Here is a 16,379-nt window from a genome sequence, read left to right as displayed (position 1 = left end):
GTTACTCGGCTTTCAGTGAACTCAAAGTATGAATAATGGCAAAAATTTTTTACTAAGGTGAAGGCGTGGCAATCTTTGACATTGAAAAGGACGAATTACTTCGGCTCTCCGATACTCAGCTAGAAGAGCTGATTGCCAGGCTAGCGGAAGCTGAAGTAGCAATGCATGGCCATAGCCCAGCATGTGTAAATTGGTCTGGTTCAATTACAGCCCCTGACGGAGGAATTGATATCCATGTTCAGGTTCCAGTTGATCAACTGAAACCTAGCTTTCTTATAAGGCCTAATACGGTCTTTCAGGCAAAGAAACATAAAATGCCAAAGGCTACAATTGAGAAGGAAATGGGCATCGGCGAAGCGCTTTCACCCATCATATCTGAACAAGCCAGAAAACAAGGCAGCTACATAATTGTCAGCCTAGGTGATGATTGCTCGCCGTCAGGAAAGGCGGATCGTCTCAAAGCGATGAGGGATGCAGTAAAAGATGATCCTAATAAAAGCACTCTTCATCTTGATTTCTACGACCGTTCCAAACTCATTCAATGGTTGCGCCAATATCCATCAGTCATGCTGTGGGTAAAAGGGAAGCTTGGGCAAGGGTATTCCGGCTGGCAACCCTACGGAGCTTGGAGCAATCCGCCACAAGGTGTTACAGACACTCTAATCTCAGCCCCAGGCGTAACCATTACTTTACCGTCGGGAAGGGGACAAAAACTCAAAATTGATGAAGCAATTAGCCCAATGCGAGCACTTATCCGTTCGACGAATAAGGCGGTTCGTATTACAGGATTGTCTGGGGTTGGGAAGACTCGAATCGTTCAGGCACTCTTTGATGAATCTATTGGAACAGATGCGCTTGACCGGACAGTAGCTATTTATGTTGATACTGGCTCTGAGCCAGTACCGTCGGCGACAGCAATGCTTGATAAGCTGATCGCTGAGGACCGACGAGCAATTATGATCCTTGATAATTGCCCATCAGAACTCCATGCTTCACTTGCTAGCAAGGTATCAGCTGCAGGAAAAGAAGTAAGTCTCATCACGATCGAGTACGACATTAGGGATGACAAACCACAGACAACTGAGGTCATCCATATTGAGACAGATGGTCCAGAGGTGGCTGAGCAACTTCTTATCCGTCGCTTCCCATCTATTGGTCAGAATAATGCCCGTCGTATTGCTGAGTTCGCAGATGGGAATGCAAGAGTTGCTTTGGCTATAGCGGAGAGAGGGGAGGAAGGCGAGAGTTTGGCTCTACTTTCTGATGCGCAGTTGTTTAATCGTTTGTTTGAACAGCGTAATCATCCCGACGGTAATTTACGGGAGCAAGCTGAAATATTGTCACTGGTGTATTCATTCTCGGTATCTAGTCAAGATGCTGCTACCGATGAACTGGAAATATTAGGGGCGCTCTTTGAGTATTCCAGAACCCAGTTATTTAAAGCCGTTACGAAGTTGATGGAACGTCATATCGTTCAGAAAAGATCTCACTGGAGAGCTATCTTACCTCATGCCATTGCTAACAGATTGGCAGCATCCGCACTCGACAGTATTCCTGTTGATCAACTTAGGGCGACTTTTGAAGCTCCGGATTGTGAGCGTTTATTAATGTCTTTTTCGCATCGCTTGGGGTTGTTGCATGACCATCCTGTTGCGAAAGAAATTGTAGAAGCCTGGCTTCAGCCTGAAGGGATGTTAGGAAGAATAGCCGAGTTAAATGATATTTCGTTACGAATACTTGGGTATATCGGACCGGTTGCACCTGAAGCATTGCTCAACAGAATTGAGGCTGCCGTACTCTCATCATCTGATTTCAAAGGTATGGAGCCGGGCTACAATCCGCAGCGACGTAGTATTCTGCGTCTTTTACAATTGATGGCATACGAACCGAATGCCTTTGAGCGATGCGCCAGGCTTCTTATCCAAATGGCAGAGGACGAAGCCGATAATAATAATCTGGATTCTGCTCTAAACATGGTCCCAAGGTTTTTCCAGGCGTATCTGTCTGGTACTCATGCATCCCTGAGCCAGCGTATTGCTTTAATGAACGAATGCATTGCATCAAGCACTCTTACGCGTAGATCTTTGGGCTTCAAGATGCTGTCAACCGCCTTGGATGGCCCTCCGTGGTCAGGGTTTGGAGTTAGTGAGTTTGGAGCTCGACCAAGAGACTATGGATACGAACCCAACTATGATGAACTTGTTGAATGGCGCAGCGCCTTTATTGACGTCATTATCCAATTAGCGGTATCCGGAGATCCTGAGCTTGAAAAGCCTGCAAGATCAATCCTGGCTGACAAATTCAGGGGAATTTGGTTTCAAGAAGCAATGCGAGACAAACTCATCGATGCTGCCCGTACATTAAATGTTTTAAGTCCTTGGGGGGAAGGTTGGAAAGCCGTTCGTTCAACGGTTTATTTTGACTATACCAAGCGTAGCGATGGAGATGATGTTGAGCAGTTGCCGGATAATCTTGCTGCCTTAGAGAAGGAGTTGGAGCCCATTGCGTTAATTCCAACAATAAAGACATACGTGTTGAGTAAAAATCATGATTATTGGGCACTGGATGCGGATTTTGATCATGAGGACTCCGATAAATATACCGCAGCTGGAAAACGACTTGAAGCTAAAGCACTTCAATTGGGACAAAACTTTGCCTCATCAAATCATGTAATTGAGGAGTTAGGAGCAGATCTGTTCTCCATCGGTGGAATGCCTTATCGTGCTGGCTTTGGTCGAGGACTTGCTCGAGGGGCACATGATCTACGTATTGGCTGGCAGCGACTTGTTGAACAAATTGAAAAACAGCCAGATGCTAACAAAGACTTTGGAGTTATTGGGGGATTCATCGAAGAAGTTGACTCTGTCGATCCATCATTAGCACAGAAGTTTCTCGACCAATGTGCGCAGCATCCTGAACTGCGACAGGTATTGGTTGGCTTGCATCCTTGGGGGAAATTTACAGTAAATGATTTGGATCGCTGCATGAAGCATTTGGATGATCCAGACATTAGCCCTTTTATGTATGAGCCAATTCTCTGGCGAGACCAATACGCCAATTTACCGAGAGTCCGTTTACTTGATCTTGCTAAGCGCCTCCTAAATAAAGTTAGCGGCGACGATGTTATTTTGGATGCACTATCCATGAAGCTTCATGGTAAAGATGAATCTGCAGATACGCTCGGTGCAGACTTTCGATTAATCGGTCTCGCAGCAGCTATCCAGAGGATTCAAAACAGCGACAGAGACCAAGGGGGGGCAATCGATTATCGCATGGAACAAGTTATCCATGCTGCATTGCGTTTCGATGGTAATGACTCAAGAAAAATAGAGTGGTTGGACACAATATTCAGCGTCATTGATGAACATTATGGATATGTGTCTGGATTTCATAAAACTATAGCTACAACTGCTGCATCGATGCCAGAAGCATTTCTCAATCGCATTTTTGAAGGTACTGAGGAACAGCGGCAAAGAAGACAATTCTTTATTAATCGTGGTGGCTTACGCACTTATCCCCTAGCAAAAATAAATACAAGCGTTCTAATTGCATGGTGCCGCGCCAGAAATGATCCCTTTGTTTGGCCCGTTGTAGCTGGTGGAATAAATCTTTGGTCAAAAAATGGTGAGCAGAGTGCACTGACCATACACGAAACGGCTATAGAACTTCTAGAGGCGTCACCTGAGCCACTAGCTGTACTGGAGTCTTTTGCTGAGCGCATTACTCCATCATCCTGGACTGGTAGCCTTGCGAACATAATGCAAGCTAGATCAAGGACTATCAGTACACTGAGCCAACATGAGCGTCCAGATATCGCCGAGGCTGCGAAAGTAGTTTGCGAAAAAATGAAGAAGTGGGTGGAACGTCAAAAAGAACGCGAGTTACGGGAAGATTGTGAGAGGGAACAGAGGTTTGAATGACGGTTAAAAGCCTAACAAGGAGAAAGTAATGGAGTCTGCACGTGATAAACATACCCGTGAGATTGTAGAAGCAGAGGACCTGTGGTTGCTTGATAGCGTTGATACTGAAGGCTATGTGTGCTGGGGGTGTGGTATAACCATGCATCCTGCTGCATGGGAAAAAGATAAAAAAGTCAGAGCCTATTTTAAAAAGAAACGACATATTCAACATCATCATGAATGTGATGCTGATGCTGAAAGCACAGTAATTCGCCAAGGCCAGAAGGCGAGTGTCCGCAACATACTGGATAGTGCTCCGGGTTTAATGCCCTCAGGATTAAAGTTGATTGAACAGCGCCCGGTTGTTGAACCAGATATCGCTGGTGATGAAAGTAAATCCAGTTCGACACGTTCAGCATCCTCACAATCTGGTGAAGGTAATTCACCCGAACGACAATCCCGGCGTCAAGTGAATGCTATTCGCAATATTTGCCGTGCCTTCATCCGTTTCCCGCATGACCGGGGAATGTCGCTTAACGTTCCCGGTATCAGTGGTCAAATCTACATGACGGCGTTTAAAAAGCTCCGGAATGAGGTTCAACCTTACCCGGAGCCGAAGATCTTTTATGCACCACTGCTTTGGAACAAATTTACTGAAAATGATGAAAACCTCATCATTCCCTTGTCTGGTGAATGGGGGGAAGATGAGTCAGGTAAACCTAAACCTACCCGAAGCTACCAGATCTACATCGATTGGGCTAGCTGGTCAAAAGCCAAGCGTACCGTGGTTCGTAAAGAGCTGGAGGCTGCCCGTACCGAGGCAATAGAAGCCAAAGGCAAGGGGCTGAAAGATAAAGCATGGGTATTCTTTATCGGCGAGCAAGATACTGAAAATCCGGAGATCTTCTACGTTAGCGATTATCGACTCATCTGCGCGATTGTAGGGCACATCACTTATCCCTGATGTGAAAAAGGCCTTCCCTAAACAGGAAGGCCACATTGAAATTAAAGGTCGATTTGGTAAGAACCGAAATTACGATATCCTTCACCAAAGATTTTGGTCTCTATTTTAGCGAGATAATCCAAGCGGTTCAGTAATTCCTGGTAGTTTTCCTGGAAATCAAGATGGCTGGAATTCAACACATATCGACAGTTCTCTGGAAAATGCACCAAACCTGGGTGATCGTCCAGTTGCAATCCCATCGCGCTATACCAAGCTCCAGTGATCATTGCTCTTAGCGTATTTTCTTGCTCATAATCCCCGAGATGATAGTAGGCATCTTTGTTAAACAGGAGGCAAAGGTGGTAATGGCATTTACCCGATAATGAAAATGCTCTCGCCCATATAATAATTACTGTTCCTCGGTATACACGTTTCCCTTCTCGCTCTTTTCTCTGAATATCGGCTATGAGCTTAGCCTCCATTGATTTGCACATACGGCTAATTTCACCAGGTTCCAGGCTATGAAAGCAGCAAATATTATCACCGTTGTCAACTATCCCCGGAAAATGAGTATCAACCCTGAACGCAGCAACTCTTTGGTGCCTGTTCGTAATCAAACTCAATGAACGATTGATTATTGATCGGTAAAGTTCAACATAACTCATATAAGTATTCCTATGTGGTTGGTCCTACGGTCTTTAAAGACCGTATTGATGATTGCCACACAGACAAGACTGTACATTGTCTTTGATTCAGGTATATTCAGGCATCAGAGCATCGTATCCCCATACTGTTGTGATCTGATAATTACTTGATTAATAATACTGCTCTTAGATGACTATTAGTCAGGGCTAAGAGTAGATTGCCATTATAATACCTTTCCAACATCTAAATTTTAGAAAAAGACAGTCCTAGCCTGTGATGGCTATATTAAAGTTACTCTCTAATTAGCTTGTTTTTGCTAAGTAATAAATGTGTTTTTCCAGTGGCGTTTGACTGTTGAAATACTGATACCTAGAATTTTAGCCGTTTGTATCTGTGTATGTCCTTTCAGCTTAAGTTTTAATATTCCCAACTCATGTTTACTTCCTTTTTTTCTTCCTAACGCTTTTTTCATTGTCTGATACCGGCTCCTTGTTGACTTAAGATTATGAATGTCGACTTTTTTTTGGACTGTTATCAGAAATGACATGCAGCATTCAATTGCTGGCTCAATTCTAGTGCGAGGATGGTAACAGTAGACATTTATCTCCTTTCGAAAAAATAAAAATAAAGCCTCCTCTATGTCCTCAACATTTCTTCCCAGACAGCTTAAATCAGTAATTATAATGGTGTCACCACGGTTCATTTTTGTATTAATGAGCTCCTTTAATAGCCGTTGTTCTGAAAATGGTCGTTTAATGTCAACAATTTCAATAACAATATTCTCTGAGTCTACATGGAAAAAATCGCATATTTCTTGAAAAACAGTATGCTCTCTAACTCCTTTTGCTCCAGCAGAGTCAACACAAGCGAAGTAAGCAAAAAATTTCATTGATTAGAATCCGGTATCATTAATTATTTTTTGACACGTCAGACGCCTCTGACTTTGAGGGCGTAAAAAAGCATTTGATGACAATTGGCATCCTCACAGTGTTATCTGTCTAAGACAAAAAAAATGTTTGATCTTGATGTTTCTGCCAATTGTCCTTTTCTTCTTGATTTGATACTTGTAAAAAGTGTCAATAATGTATTTTTGGACCTCTATTCAATTGGTTTGCAAGTTGATTTTATTAAGGTTTAATCGTCTCAATCGAATGATGCCTCCGCAATCTCGTATCGAAATTTCAATGACTTATTCTGTTTTTATGGCTGAGTTAATGGCCTTTACTTGCAATTCATTAAGACTCAATAACCCACTTGACTACGGAGTAAAAGCCACTCGTCTAACTCAGCTTCCAGCCAGCCGATAGATTGCTTACCCAGTCGACGCTGTTTGGGAAAAGATGCATCGTAGCGCGAAGATTTTGGATTGAGCCAATCATAGATGGTGGAGCGGCTTATGCCCATTTTGCTGACGACGTCGGTTAAACGAAGGATTCTGACGTTGGATGTGTTCATGTTAAGTTACCTTGCATTAGTTCAGTTTGGTTGTGTAAGAGTATGATCAAAGGATTTTGCAAAAAATCCGGGTAGCAAAAAGACATTTTTTACAAGAGTTAACTTGTTGATATATGGTGAATTAATGTTTTCTATATCTGAAATTTGTGAAGAAATTAGCCAGAAAAGAAAGGAAGTCTCTGAGGAGATGTCACACTGCAAGTGGGAGAGATATGCTGAAATACTTGATGAAAGCTACTCGGTAATGCAAGAAGAACTAGCCAGAATGAGAGAACAGTACTGGAAATCTGCAAAAGTGGGTACGCGTGTAAGGTTGTACTCAGAACCTCATCTTCGGGATTATCAAAGTCACACTGTTAATGGGATGTTACAGCTCAAAGAGGAGTACACAGAATTATATGATCCTGTACAGGAGTGCTGGCGAGACTTACAGAGTCGTATTTATCGGGAGACTTTTTTTCCATTAATTATCGAGCCCATCAGAATTGATGACATATTTTTTGCGCATCTTTTTAATGCTTCAATGTTGTATCAATGGGGGCAGTCGGTAGCATCGGAAAATGAATGCATCGCGCTAAGGGCATTAAATACCTCTTTTAGTCTATTTGATAAGTGTATCGGAATGGTTTGGTTCAAGGTTTACATTGATAAACAATCAGAACTATCAGGCGTTAGAGTTAAGGCTGGAAAGAAGGGGGGAGAGAAGAAAACAGAGGTATACATTGTTATTCAGAGGAAATTAGTAGACCTTATAAATGAACTTGCACCACAAGGTGGTTGGAAAAGTAAAGCTGCGGCAGTGAATGACCTTATTGACCCTTTATGGGAATATGTTGAAGCATCAGATTTTGTGATTAACAATCAAAGTAAAAAATACCGATTAGCAAATGCAAGCCAAGATGCTTTAGCGGAAACTATTCTAAAATATTGGTCACGAAACGTTGAGAGTGTAAGACTAGCATTTGATTCTAATGTACACAGAAAAAAATAGAGCGTTTAGAATTCTTTGTTACGTTAAAAGCTCTACAACGTCATCACGTTATTCAGTCGCCAATCAAAATAAATGGCTAACTGCGACAATGTCAAATTCCAGCTTTGGATAGGAATTGTCTATTTTTTTTGCGCATTCATCAGTTACAGATAAAGTAGCTTCAGCAGGATTTTTTCATGCGGGAAGGCGCCTTTGGTTTTTGTCAGCTTCCTGAACTGATGATGCACCGATTCGATGGAATTTGTCGTGTAAATCACCTTGCGAATATTTGCCGGATAACGGAAATAGCCTGACACGTTTTCTCATTTTCACCGCCATGACTGAAGCACCACCGGATACTGCTCGCCCATTTTTCTCCAACTCATCCAGCGCCGTTTCCACCGCCTCTTTTGATACCGCGCGGTAGACCGGCTTCAGGTCAGCCATAAACGCTTTGTGATGTTTTGAGGCAGCGTATTTAATCGAGTTGCGAATCTGGTGAATAATGCACATTTGGACTTCCGTCTGCGGATAAATGCTGTTTATCGCTTTATTTCCTGACCTTATCATTAAGGCACCCCTCTAGGGGACTAAGGGAATGAATAATTGCCATGGCCTACCAAACTTTTGTGTTGAGACTGTCTGTGGAAACAGACTTAATTTCCCATGCTATCGCTTGAAAATCCACGGTACCGCCAACTGTTTGACGTGGGTGTATGCCGTGTGATTGGCAAACAAACGACTCAGGAAGAGTAAAGCCTGCAGAGGATAACTCCTTAATTGGTTTAGAAAAGTAACACCGATGATCCATGTTTGAATGATTGGGTCTTAGTCTTCTCTCATTACCGGATGAGCCTACCCCAGTATTTCTTTTGCCAGAGGACGTAAAGGGCATCCCACTCAAGAGTTTAGTTACCTGTCGATGCGATCCTGCTAGCACGAAAATACAAACAGTATTGGGATCTCCTCGTTTAATTTCCGACAGTCGCAAAAAATCCTGAAAGATTTTCGATGGAGTGCAATGTGATGAACCTGCCCACTTTGCTTCTACGGCAATTTGGGCATTTCGTTTTGGTACTCCGCGCCCAGCAAGAACTAGTGCAAAGTCTAGTTCTTTCTTACGGCCAGGTTTAGCATTAGGATTTAAGAGTTCGTGAGGGAAATCCGCGTGGACGCGCTCACCTTTCGTTAGGATTGGGAATGAGCTAAGAACCTGACCCACTGCGGCCTTTAATGAACTTTCAGAAAACAATCCTGCTCTATAACAGCAAAACTCCATGTGTAGCCAACTACCAATGGCCTCGGAAAGGCGCCGGGCGATATGCATCTGCATGATGTACTCCATATGTGTATGTTATTAATTAGCTTGCGAATCTTATAGCTAAAATTATCCCCCTGTTACTCCAACAATAAACGCTGCTGACAGCTTCAATTATCGACTAATCTTGAGGGTCAGGTTGCCTGTAAAACTCACCATCCTCCAAAAAAGGTTTGAAAAAACTGTTGTAAGCAGCTTGGTTATTAAAATCGTGTGGCTCGAAACCAAACATACGTGCAGGTGACATGAGTGGTTGAATTAGATCTTCATCCTTGGCATATGTTGATGTGGAAATTATCGAGTTTCTGACCAGATGTTTATTCTTCACCGAGCTAATCAGTGCGGAAGCTGGCATTATAGTCTGACAAGATTTAAAGCAACGGTAGAACATCAGGTCCTCCCGCAATGTTATCTGATAAATTCCCGCAACACCTATAGACTCTGCTATATCGACCATGACGGTGCCGGTGCTCTTTCGGCTTAGGATTTTCTCCCTGATTCTCATACGCAAGAAAGAGTTCTCCGGAGCAACCGGCTTCCCCCCATTGATTGAAATGCTAAAGTTGCTCCTCATTACGAGGTTTTGAAACTCGTCACTATCATTCTTCGAAGGTGCTTCACCCAGAAAATCAGTGAAATCGATGTCTCCAGAACCTAACGTCGCATCCACTGCTATCGGTAAAGTACTGTCACCAAAGCAGAGTTCAGCCTTCGCCCCATACCAGGGTTGGTCATAGGGTAGCAGCAGTGAATCATTAACAACGACTATATAGTGGGCACCTTCTGGTACGTGTCCTGCCGATTTATGAGTTTCGAACTGCTTTAATTTCGCCTTTATAGCTGATGTGACTGACAACAAACGCTCACGAAACACTAAGTCTCGTTCTTCAGGCACTAGATTGCTTCGTCCAATAAGCTCTCTGATAGAATCTTGCGGTGTTGGCGTGACCACTTCAAAACAAAAAGTCTCACCATTTTTCTCTGCGGTAAAGTCAGGCCCAGCATCTTTGCTTTTAATATCGACGAAGCCCATCTCCAAAAGCCGGCAGTAAAACAGCATCTCTGCAATTCGCTGGGAATATACACCTATATCAGGAAGCATGACTTGCGTATTGAACTGAGTATCCTTCAAGTCCGAAAACTTCCAGAAGCGTGACTCTAGACCTTTTATCATACAGTCTATTATCAACTCCATGCGCTGACTACTTTGGGTGGACTTTTCAAAAAAATAGGCGAATCTTGTGGTTAAGATATTCCGCCACTTAGTTTGAAGATAGGATATACACAACTCGTTTGTTTTGTTCTTTCTTGTCGAACCTTGTTTTTCAGAAGGATGCTTTTTATTATTTGACATGACATTCCAGATCCCAAATTAAGATATCAATTATAGCACTAAAGCCTGCAGGAAATGTTTACTATCTCTAAACAGACTCGCACTGGGTTCTTCGCTAAACTAATTGCAGGTTTTGCGACGTTGGTTGGCTCTTCACTTGGCAATTTTGTGCTAGACAAAAATCGCCAGGTCTGCTAGTTGAATTGTTCTTCAGATTGTTCTCGAGTCATTATGCAATTTCTGCTCGCCCCACTCCATTCTTCCGCTGTAGTTCGCTAGCAACTCAGACCACCAGTTTGAACTCCCTTATTTCGTTTTCAACAATGCCCCCTCTGTCGGCCTTATTCACAAAATCAGCCCACCATTGCATCAGTGGTCGTCTCTGCTCAAGATAATCGCTACGGTTGTAAGCACGACGCACCTCATTCTTGTCCACATGAGCAAGTGCTGCTTCAATCACATCTGGTGGGAAGCCTTGCTCGTTAAGGGCCGTACTGGCGATAGATCGCAGGCCATGCGAAACCAGCACTCCGGCGAAGCCCGCACGCTTTAGTGATGCGTTAACCGTCTGACTATTCATTGGTTGCTTTGGTTTGATACGGCTGGGAAAAATGAATTCCCGATTGCCGCTCAACGGCTTCATAATTTCCAGAATAGCCACTGCTTCATCTGACAATGGGACGGTATGGTCACGGTTCATTTTCATACGTGATGCAGGGATCTTCCATTCTCGTGCTTCCATGTCTACCTCTTCCCAACGGGCTTCAGCCGCTTCGGCAGGGCGGGTAATGGTAAGAAGTTGCCACATGAACAGGCATCGTGTTGAAAGGCTAATGCTAGCTGTTCGCATTGTCTGCATCAGCTGAGGCAACTGATCGGGACGAATGCTGGGCATGTTTTTCTTCTGCGGCTTCTCGAATGCCTTTCCAATATTGACACTAGGAACCGCATCAATTAGCCCTGTGTTTTGGGCATAGATCATGACCTCATTAATGCGTTGGCACAGGCGACGAACGGTTTCCAGTGCTCCTCTGGCCTGAACCGGTTGGACGGCCTGAACCAGTGTGTGAGCTTTAATATCTGTAACGCTAATGTCGCCAATTGCAGGAAAGACATCTCTTTCAAGAGAGCGCCAGATATCGTCGGCATAGTCCTCGGTTACGCTGGCTTTCTTCACATTCCACCATCGTTCAGCTACGAGCTGGAAAGTATTGGTTTTGGCTTCCAGCGAACTGCGAAGTTGTTCTTGCTGATGCTCCTGAGGATCGATTTGTTTTGCCAGGAGAGAGCGGGATTCTGCTCGATAGCTTCGAGCATCTGCAAGCGTAACTGCCGGGTAGGGGCCTATGCTCTTCTTCGCACGCTTCTTGGTGACAGGGCGAATGTAGCGAAATTGCCAGATTTTACTTCCGCTGGATTTGATCAGTAGCTCAAGGCCATCGCCATCATAGAGCACATAGTCCGCTTCCTTGGGTTTGGCAGATTCGATTTCCTTAACGGAGAGAGGTTTAGTTTGTCTTGCCATTGCCGAGTTTCCATAGTTTTAGGCACCTCAAAAACAATAAAGCTTTATGAGGTGCCTAACAAGGTGCCTAAAAGGTTCGGATTTAATTAGTTCTCTTCGGACTTCGCGGGACAAATTCAAGGCACAAAAAAGCCCGCAGGGCTTGCGCCGTGCGGGCTCTTAGGACTTCATCGGATGACTCTGGTAATCACCGATGGAGAATTTTGGTGGAGCTGGCGGGAGTTGAACCCGCGTCCGAAATTTCTACATCCTCGGTACTACATGCTTAGTTTGTCTTTACATTCGCACGCCAGCTGCGGACAGACACGCCACTAACGAACTAGCCTGATTAGTTTTAACGCTTCAACCCCAGGCAGGGCTTCCACGCGATCTCTTTTGGGTTTGACCTCTCTTTGATCCCCGTCTTAAGAGCGGAAGCTAGGGAGAGAGGGCTCAGAGCAGGTTATTAAGCTGCTAAAGCGTAGTTTTCGTCGTTTGCGACTATTTTTTTGCGGCTTTTAACGAGGCAAACCGCCCCTCGGCATGCACCTTGGGTTTCGCAAATCCCGTCGAATCCAGAATCAGCCCCAATAGTGTGAGGTAAGTATACCAGATTTCACTTCCTGGATACCAGCCCGGAACGCTAACTTATTGAATAGTACAATAAGTGTGCAGAATCAACGTCCTGCGTTTTTCATAATGCGTGCTTTGTCCAACTGCCACTCGCGCTCTTTCAGATCGGTTCGTTTGTCGTGCTGTTTTTTACCCTTCGCAACGCCAACTTTCACTTTGCACCAGGCGTTTTTCCAGTACAGCGACAGAGCGACCACGGTGAAACCTTCACGGTTGATGCGTCCGTAGAGGGATTCCAGCTCACGCTTGTTCAGCAGCAGCTTGCGGGTGCGCGTTGGGTCACACACGTAGTGTGAGGAGGCGACGGTCAGCGGCGTAAAGTTCGCGCCGAACAGGAAGGCTTCGCCATCTTTCAGGATCACGTAGCTATCGCCAATGTTGGCTTTCCCGGCGCGCAGCGATTTTACTTCCCAGCCCTGCAATGCAAGGCCAGCTTCGAATTCTTCTTCAATGAAATACTCGTGGCGAGCACGCTTGTTGAGCGCAATGGTCGCCGAGCCTGGTTTATGTGCTTTTTTCTTCGTCATAAGTGTCGTAAAGCCGTCGGTAATCTGATTTCAAAAAGTCACCTCATTGCGTCCTGTGAGGTCTAACGCGCTATCTTAGCACGAGATGAGGCTTAGCGTTTTTTTAACAGGTGATAAATGTTATTATTTGTCCGTTGTGTGACCATGGGAAATGCTATGCCTCAGATTAGCCGTACTGCGCTTGTGCCTTACAGCGCGGAACAAATGTATCAGTTAGTGAACGACGTTCAGTCTTATCCAGAATTTATTCCGGGATGCACCGGGAGCCGCGTTCTGGAGTCCGGCCCGACGCAGATGACCGCGGCGGTGGATGTCTCCAAAGCGGGGATCAGCAAGACGTTCACCACCCGCAATACGCTGACCAGCAATCAGAGTATTTTGATGCATCTGGTGGATGGTCCGTTTAAAACCCTGATGGGGGGCTGGAAGTTTACGCCGCTGAGCGCTGACGCCTGTCGCATCGAGTTCCAGTTGGACTTTGAATTTACCAATAAGCTGATTGAGCTGGCGTTTGGCCGCATCTTTAAAGAGCTGGCTTCGAATATGGTTCAGGCGTTCACCACCCGCGCCAAAGAGGTTTACAGTGTCGCATAAGATTGCTGTAGAAGTGGTGTACGCGCTGCCGGAGAAGCAGTATCTGCAGCGCGTAATGCTGGAAGAGGGGGCAACCGTTGAGGCGGCTATCCGCGCTTCCGGCATCCTCGAACTTCGCAGCGATATAGACCTGGCAAAAAATAAGGTCGGGATTTATAGCCGTCCGGTGAAGCTGGGTGATGTGCTGAAAGAGGGCGACCGGGTGGAGATTTATCGTCCGCTGATTGCCGACCCGAAAGAGCTGCGACGTCAGCGTGCGGAGAAATCGGCTAAGTAGCTCTTCCTCCACCGGTGGCGCTGCGCTTACCGGGGCTACGATTCTGCGCAAGAGTTCAGATACAAAAAAGGTGCTCAATGAGCACCTTTTTGCATTTCTGACTTCTGATTATTTGGTCAGGGCAGGCTTGTTGTCGATGTTGGTCAACACACCGGCGCTGCTAAAGGTCAGCGTCAGGGTCTGCTGGGTCGCATCTTCGTGGCCCGGCTTCTGACGGAATACATAGAACCAGGTGTTAGTGCCGAACGGATCGGACATCATCGGGGTTCCCAGTGCATAAGCGACCTGCTGTTGTGTCATCCCCACACGGATTTTGGACACATCGTTAGGGGTAAGGTAGTTCCCCTGGTTGATGTCAGGACGGTAAACCACTTTCTCCAGAGTGGAACAGCCTGCGGTCAACATCAGAAGAACCGCTGCGGCAGCGGTCAGCATTTTACAACGCATAGTGATTTGATTCCTTTTCGGGCCCGAGCAGAACGCGGCTCATATGTAATATGCCGATGATAATAGACCTTGCCCCACTTTGAAACCGGTCTGGCGGCGTTTTTGTTGTTCTGTATGACCCTGAGATCCCGAAAAAGTTTATGCCGCCAGCAGTTCTTTCGCGTTCGCGAGCGTGTTACGCGTGACTTCGCTGCCGCCGAGCAGGCGTGCCAGCTCCTGCAGACGCGCGCGTTTATCCAATGGCTTCATATGCGTTTCGGTCATTTCTCCGTCGGTTTCTTTGCTGACGATAAAGTGATGATGACCACAGCCCGCGACCTGCGGCAGGTGGGTGACACACATTACCTGCGTTGATTCACCTAGCTGGCGCAGCAGTTTGCCCACTACTGCCGCCGTTGGGCCGCTGATGCCGACATCCACTTCATCGAAAATCAGCGCCGGGGTTTCCATTTTACGCGCGGTGATCACCTGAATCGCCAGCGCAATACGCGAAAGTTCACCGCCGGAGGCCACTTTGGAGATAGCCTGCAGCGGCTGCCCCGGGTTGGTTGTGACGCGGAACTCGATGCGGTCCGCCCCTTCTGCCGTCAGGTGGTTCTCTTCAAAGCGAACATCAATGGTGAAGACGCCGTGCGGCATCGCCAGCGTGTGCATGCTGTCGGTGATGTGCTGGCTTAGCTCCTGGGCGTAATGCTGACGGATTTCATGCAGCTTTTGCGCTGTCGCCAGCGCCTGTTCATGGTGCAGATTCACCGCCAGAGAGAGGGTTTCCTGCGAGTCGGCCTGATCGTCAAGCTGCTGCTGTTCTTCCAGCAGAGACTGATAGTAGCCCGGCAGCTCTTCCGGAGCGACGTGGTGCTTGCGCGCCAGTGAAATCTGACGGGAGATACGCTGCTCCAGCTCAAACAGACGGTTCGGGTCGAGATCCAGACGTTCACAGTAGTGGCGCAGTTCGTCACTGGCTTCGGAGATCTGAATGGCCGCTTCTTCCAGCATATCCAGGACGCCAGAAAGCTTGCTGTCCATGCCGACCAGTTCGGTAATCAGCTGGCGGACGTTATACAGCTGGCTCTGCAGGTTCACGTCTTCGCCATCCGCAAGCAGGTTGAGCGCATTCTGGCTGGTTGAGAGCAGGTGACCGCTGTTCGCCAGACGTTTGTACTCTTCGTCGATTTGCTCAAACTCACCCGGCTGCGGGTTGAATTCGTTCAGCTCTTTAAGCTGGTACGCCAGCAGCTCCGCACGTGCAGCGCGCTCCTGGCTTTGCTGCTGGTGCTGGGCAAGTTCACGGCAGCTCTGATGCCACTGGCGATAGTGCTCCGCCATAAGCTGAGTAAGCGCGTACTCACCCGCATAGCCATCGAGCAGCGCTTTCTGCTGTTCTGGTTTGACGAGTTGCTGATGCGCGTGCTGGCCGTGGATCTGGATAAGCAGCTGGCCGAGTTCGCGAAGCTGGGAGAGCGGAACTGCCGTGCCGTTGATAAAGCCACGTGAACGACCGTCGCTGCTGATCACGCGGCGAAGTAAACACTCACGTCCATCCTCAAGCTGGTTCTGTTCCAGCCAGCGCTGGGCGGCAGGGGTGTCTTTCAGGGAGAAGCGGGCGCACAGGTCGGCACGGTTTGCGCCCATGCGCACCATGTCGCCCTCTGCGCGGCCGCCTAGGCACAAGCCGAGGGCATCAATGGCAATGGATTTACCTGCACCGGTTTCCCCGGTGATCGCCGTCATGCCGCTGTGGAAATCGATCTCAAGCTCACGAACAATGGCAAAGTTGCTGATGGTCAGTTGTGCCAGCATAATTGTTTTCCTGTATGAAAAACCATAACTGTGT

General features: G+C 46.5%; 14 protein-coding genes, 1 other RNA gene and 1 pseudogene. 5 read left to right on the top strand and 11 right to left on the bottom strand.

Annotated features, from left to right (window positions below; genetic code table 11):
* The first annotated feature begins 65 nt into the window (after positions 1 to 65).
* Entirely contained in the window at positions 66 to 3,920 is a 3,855-nt protein-coding gene (locus F0320_RS16520; RefSeq protein WP_126329477.1) for a hypothetical protein, read from the top strand.
* Between the two features lie 28 nt (positions 3,921 to 3,948).
* Complete coding sequence (locus tag F0320_RS16515; protein ID WP_126329475.1) at positions 3,949 to 4,863, top strand: hypothetical protein; 915 nt, start codon at positions 3,949 to 3,951, stop codon at positions 4,861 to 4,863.
* Positions 4,864 to 4,904: 41 nt separating this feature from the next.
* On the opposite strand, the gene F0320_RS16510 is transcribed toward F0320_RS16515, so the two are convergent.
* From F0320_RS16510 to F0320_RS16500, 3 genes are all read right to left on the bottom strand, one after another.
* Complete coding sequence (locus F0320_RS16510; protein ID WP_149323913.1) at positions 4,905 to 5,507, bottom strand: inovirus Gp2 family protein; 603 nt, start codon at positions 5,505 to 5,507, stop codon at positions 4,905 to 4,907.
* Positions 5,508 to 5,803: 296 nt separating this feature from the next.
* Positions 5,804 to 6,376, bottom strand: a complete 573-nt coding sequence (locus F0320_RS16505; protein WP_149323914.1) for a recombinase family protein — start codon at positions 6,374 to 6,376, stop codon at positions 5,804 to 5,806.
* Between the two features lie 353 nt (positions 6,377 to 6,729).
* Positions 6,730 to 6,942, bottom strand: a complete 213-nt coding sequence (locus tag F0320_RS16500) for an AlpA family phage regulatory protein (RefSeq protein ID WP_071602232.1) — start codon at positions 6,940 to 6,942, stop codon at positions 6,730 to 6,732.
* A gap of 124 nt (positions 6,943 to 7,066) precedes the next feature.
* On the opposite strand from F0320_RS16500, the gene F0320_RS16495 reads away from it, so the two are divergent.
* Positions 7,067 to 7,933: a hypothetical protein gene (locus F0320_RS16495; protein ID WP_126329469.1), complete on the top strand. Its 867-nt coding sequence runs from the start codon at positions 7,067 to 7,069 to the stop codon at positions 7,931 to 7,933.
* Between the two features lie 32 nt (positions 7,934 to 7,965).
* On the opposite strand, the pseudogene F0320_RS16490 reads toward F0320_RS16495, so the two are convergent.
* From F0320_RS16490 to smpB, 6 genes and pseudogenes are all read right to left on the bottom strand, one after another.
* Positions 7,966 to 8,464, bottom strand: a pseudogene (locus tag F0320_RS16490) (transposase); the annotation flags it as partial.
* A 64-nt stretch (positions 8,465 to 8,528) separates the two neighbouring features.
* On the bottom strand, positions 8,529 to 9,245 hold the full coding sequence (locus tag F0320_RS16485) for a hypothetical protein (protein ID WP_126329467.1): 717 nt from the start codon (positions 9,243 to 9,245) through the stop codon (positions 8,529 to 8,531).
* Positions 9,246 to 9,351: 106 nt separating this feature from the next.
* A complete protein-coding gene (locus F0320_RS16480) occupies positions 9,352 to 10,584 on the bottom strand; it encodes a hypothetical protein (RefSeq protein WP_126329465.1) in 1,233 nt (410 codons plus the stop codon).
* A 262-nt stretch (positions 10,585 to 10,846) separates the two neighbouring features.
* The gene (locus tag F0320_RS16475; protein WP_126329463.1) at positions 10,847 to 12,088 is read right to left on the bottom strand and encodes an integrase domain-containing protein; all 1,242 of its coding nucleotides are present in this window, start codon (positions 12,086 to 12,088) and stop codon (positions 10,847 to 10,849) included.
* 204 nt (positions 12,089 to 12,292) lie between these two features.
* Positions 12,293 to 12,656: a transfer-messenger RNA gene (ssrA, locus tag F0320_RS16470) on the bottom strand.
* Between the two features lie 88 nt (positions 12,657 to 12,744).
* Positions 12,745 to 13,227: an SsrA-binding protein SmpB gene (smpB, locus tag F0320_RS16465; protein ID WP_008502505.1), complete on the bottom strand. Its 483-nt coding sequence runs from the start codon at positions 13,225 to 13,227 to the stop codon at positions 12,745 to 12,747.
* A gap of 156 nt (positions 13,228 to 13,383) precedes the next feature.
* Between smpB and F0320_RS16460 the strand changes: the two genes are divergently transcribed.
* Complete coding sequence (locus tag F0320_RS16460; RefSeq protein ID WP_024908332.1) at positions 13,384 to 13,821, top strand: type II toxin-antitoxin system RatA family toxin; 438 nt, start codon at positions 13,384 to 13,386, stop codon at positions 13,819 to 13,821.
* Positions 13,811 to 14,098 (top strand): RnfH family protein, encoded by a 288-nt coding sequence (locus F0320_RS16455; RefSeq protein ID WP_047650347.1) that lies wholly within the window; start codon positions 13,811 to 13,813, stop codon positions 14,096 to 14,098. The genes F0320_RS16460 and F0320_RS16455 overlap by 11 nt, the downstream gene beginning before the upstream one ends.
* Before the next feature lie 108 nt (positions 14,099 to 14,206).
* On the opposite strand, the gene bamE is transcribed toward F0320_RS16455, so the two are convergent.
* Together bamE and recN are read right to left on the bottom strand one after the other, a co-directional pair.
* On the bottom strand, positions 14,207 to 14,545 hold the full coding sequence (bamE, locus tag F0320_RS16450) for an outer membrane protein assembly factor BamE (protein WP_008502502.1): 339 nt from the start codon (positions 14,543 to 14,545) through the stop codon (positions 14,207 to 14,209).
* A 138-nt stretch (positions 14,546 to 14,683) separates the two neighbouring features.
* The gene (gene recN, locus F0320_RS16445) at positions 14,684 to 16,345 is read right to left on the bottom strand and encodes a DNA repair protein RecN (RefSeq protein ID WP_126329461.1); all 1,662 of its coding nucleotides are present in this window, start codon (positions 16,343 to 16,345) and stop codon (positions 14,684 to 14,686) included.
* Positions 16,346 to 16,379 lie beyond the last annotated feature (34 nt).

This window comes from Enterobacter dykesii (genome assembly GCF_008364625.2).
Classification (GTDB): Bacteria; Pseudomonadota; Gammaproteobacteria; order Enterobacterales; family Enterobacteriaceae; genus Enterobacter; species Enterobacter dykesii.
Note: the sequence above shows the minus strand (reverse complement) of the source record. Positions and strands in the feature narration are given on the sequence as shown.

Bases quoted from the DNA above. Each gene is read 5' to 3' on its own strand.
- F0320_RS16515 (WP_126329475.1), top strand. From the start codon at position 3,949: ATGGAGTCTGCACGTGATAAACATACCCGTGAGATTGTAGAAGCAGAG.
- F0320_RS16510 (WP_149323913.1), bottom strand. From the start codon at position 5,507: ATGAGTTATGTTGAACTTTACCGATCAATAATCAATCGTTCATTGAGT.
- F0320_RS16505 (WP_149323914.1), bottom strand. From the start codon at position 6,376: ATGAAATTTTTTGCTTACTTCGCTTGTGTTGACTCTGCTGGAGCAAAA.
- F0320_RS16500 (WP_071602232.1), bottom strand. From the start codon at position 6,942: ATGAACACATCCAACGTCAGAATCCTTCGTTTAACCGACGTCGTCAGC.
- F0320_RS16495 (WP_126329469.1), top strand. From the start codon at position 7,067: ATGTTTTCTATATCTGAAATTTGTGAAGAAATTAGCCAGAAAAGAAAG.
- F0320_RS16485 (WP_126329467.1), bottom strand. From the start codon at position 9,245: ATGCAGATGCATATCGCCCGGCGCCTTTCCGAGGCCATTGGTAGTTGG.
- F0320_RS16480 (WP_126329465.1), bottom strand. From the start codon at position 10,584: ATGTCAAATAATAAAAAGCATCCTTCTGAAAAACAAGGTTCGACAAGA.
- F0320_RS16475 (WP_126329463.1), bottom strand. From the start codon at position 12,088: ATGGCAAGACAAACTAAACCTCTCTCCGTTAAGGAAATCGAATCTGCC.
- smpB (WP_008502505.1), bottom strand. From the start codon at position 13,227: ATGACGAAGAAAAAAGCACATAAACCAGGCTCGGCGACCATTGCGCTC.
- F0320_RS16460 (WP_024908332.1), top strand. From the start codon at position 13,384: ATGCCTCAGATTAGCCGTACTGCGCTTGTGCCTTACAGCGCGGAACAA.
- bamE (WP_008502502.1), bottom strand. From the start codon at position 14,545: ATGCGTTGTAAAATGCTGACCGCTGCCGCAGCGGTTCTTCTGATGTTG.
- recN (WP_126329461.1), bottom strand. From the start codon at position 16,345: ATGCTGGCACAACTGACCATCAGCAACTTTGCCATTGTTCGTGAGCTT.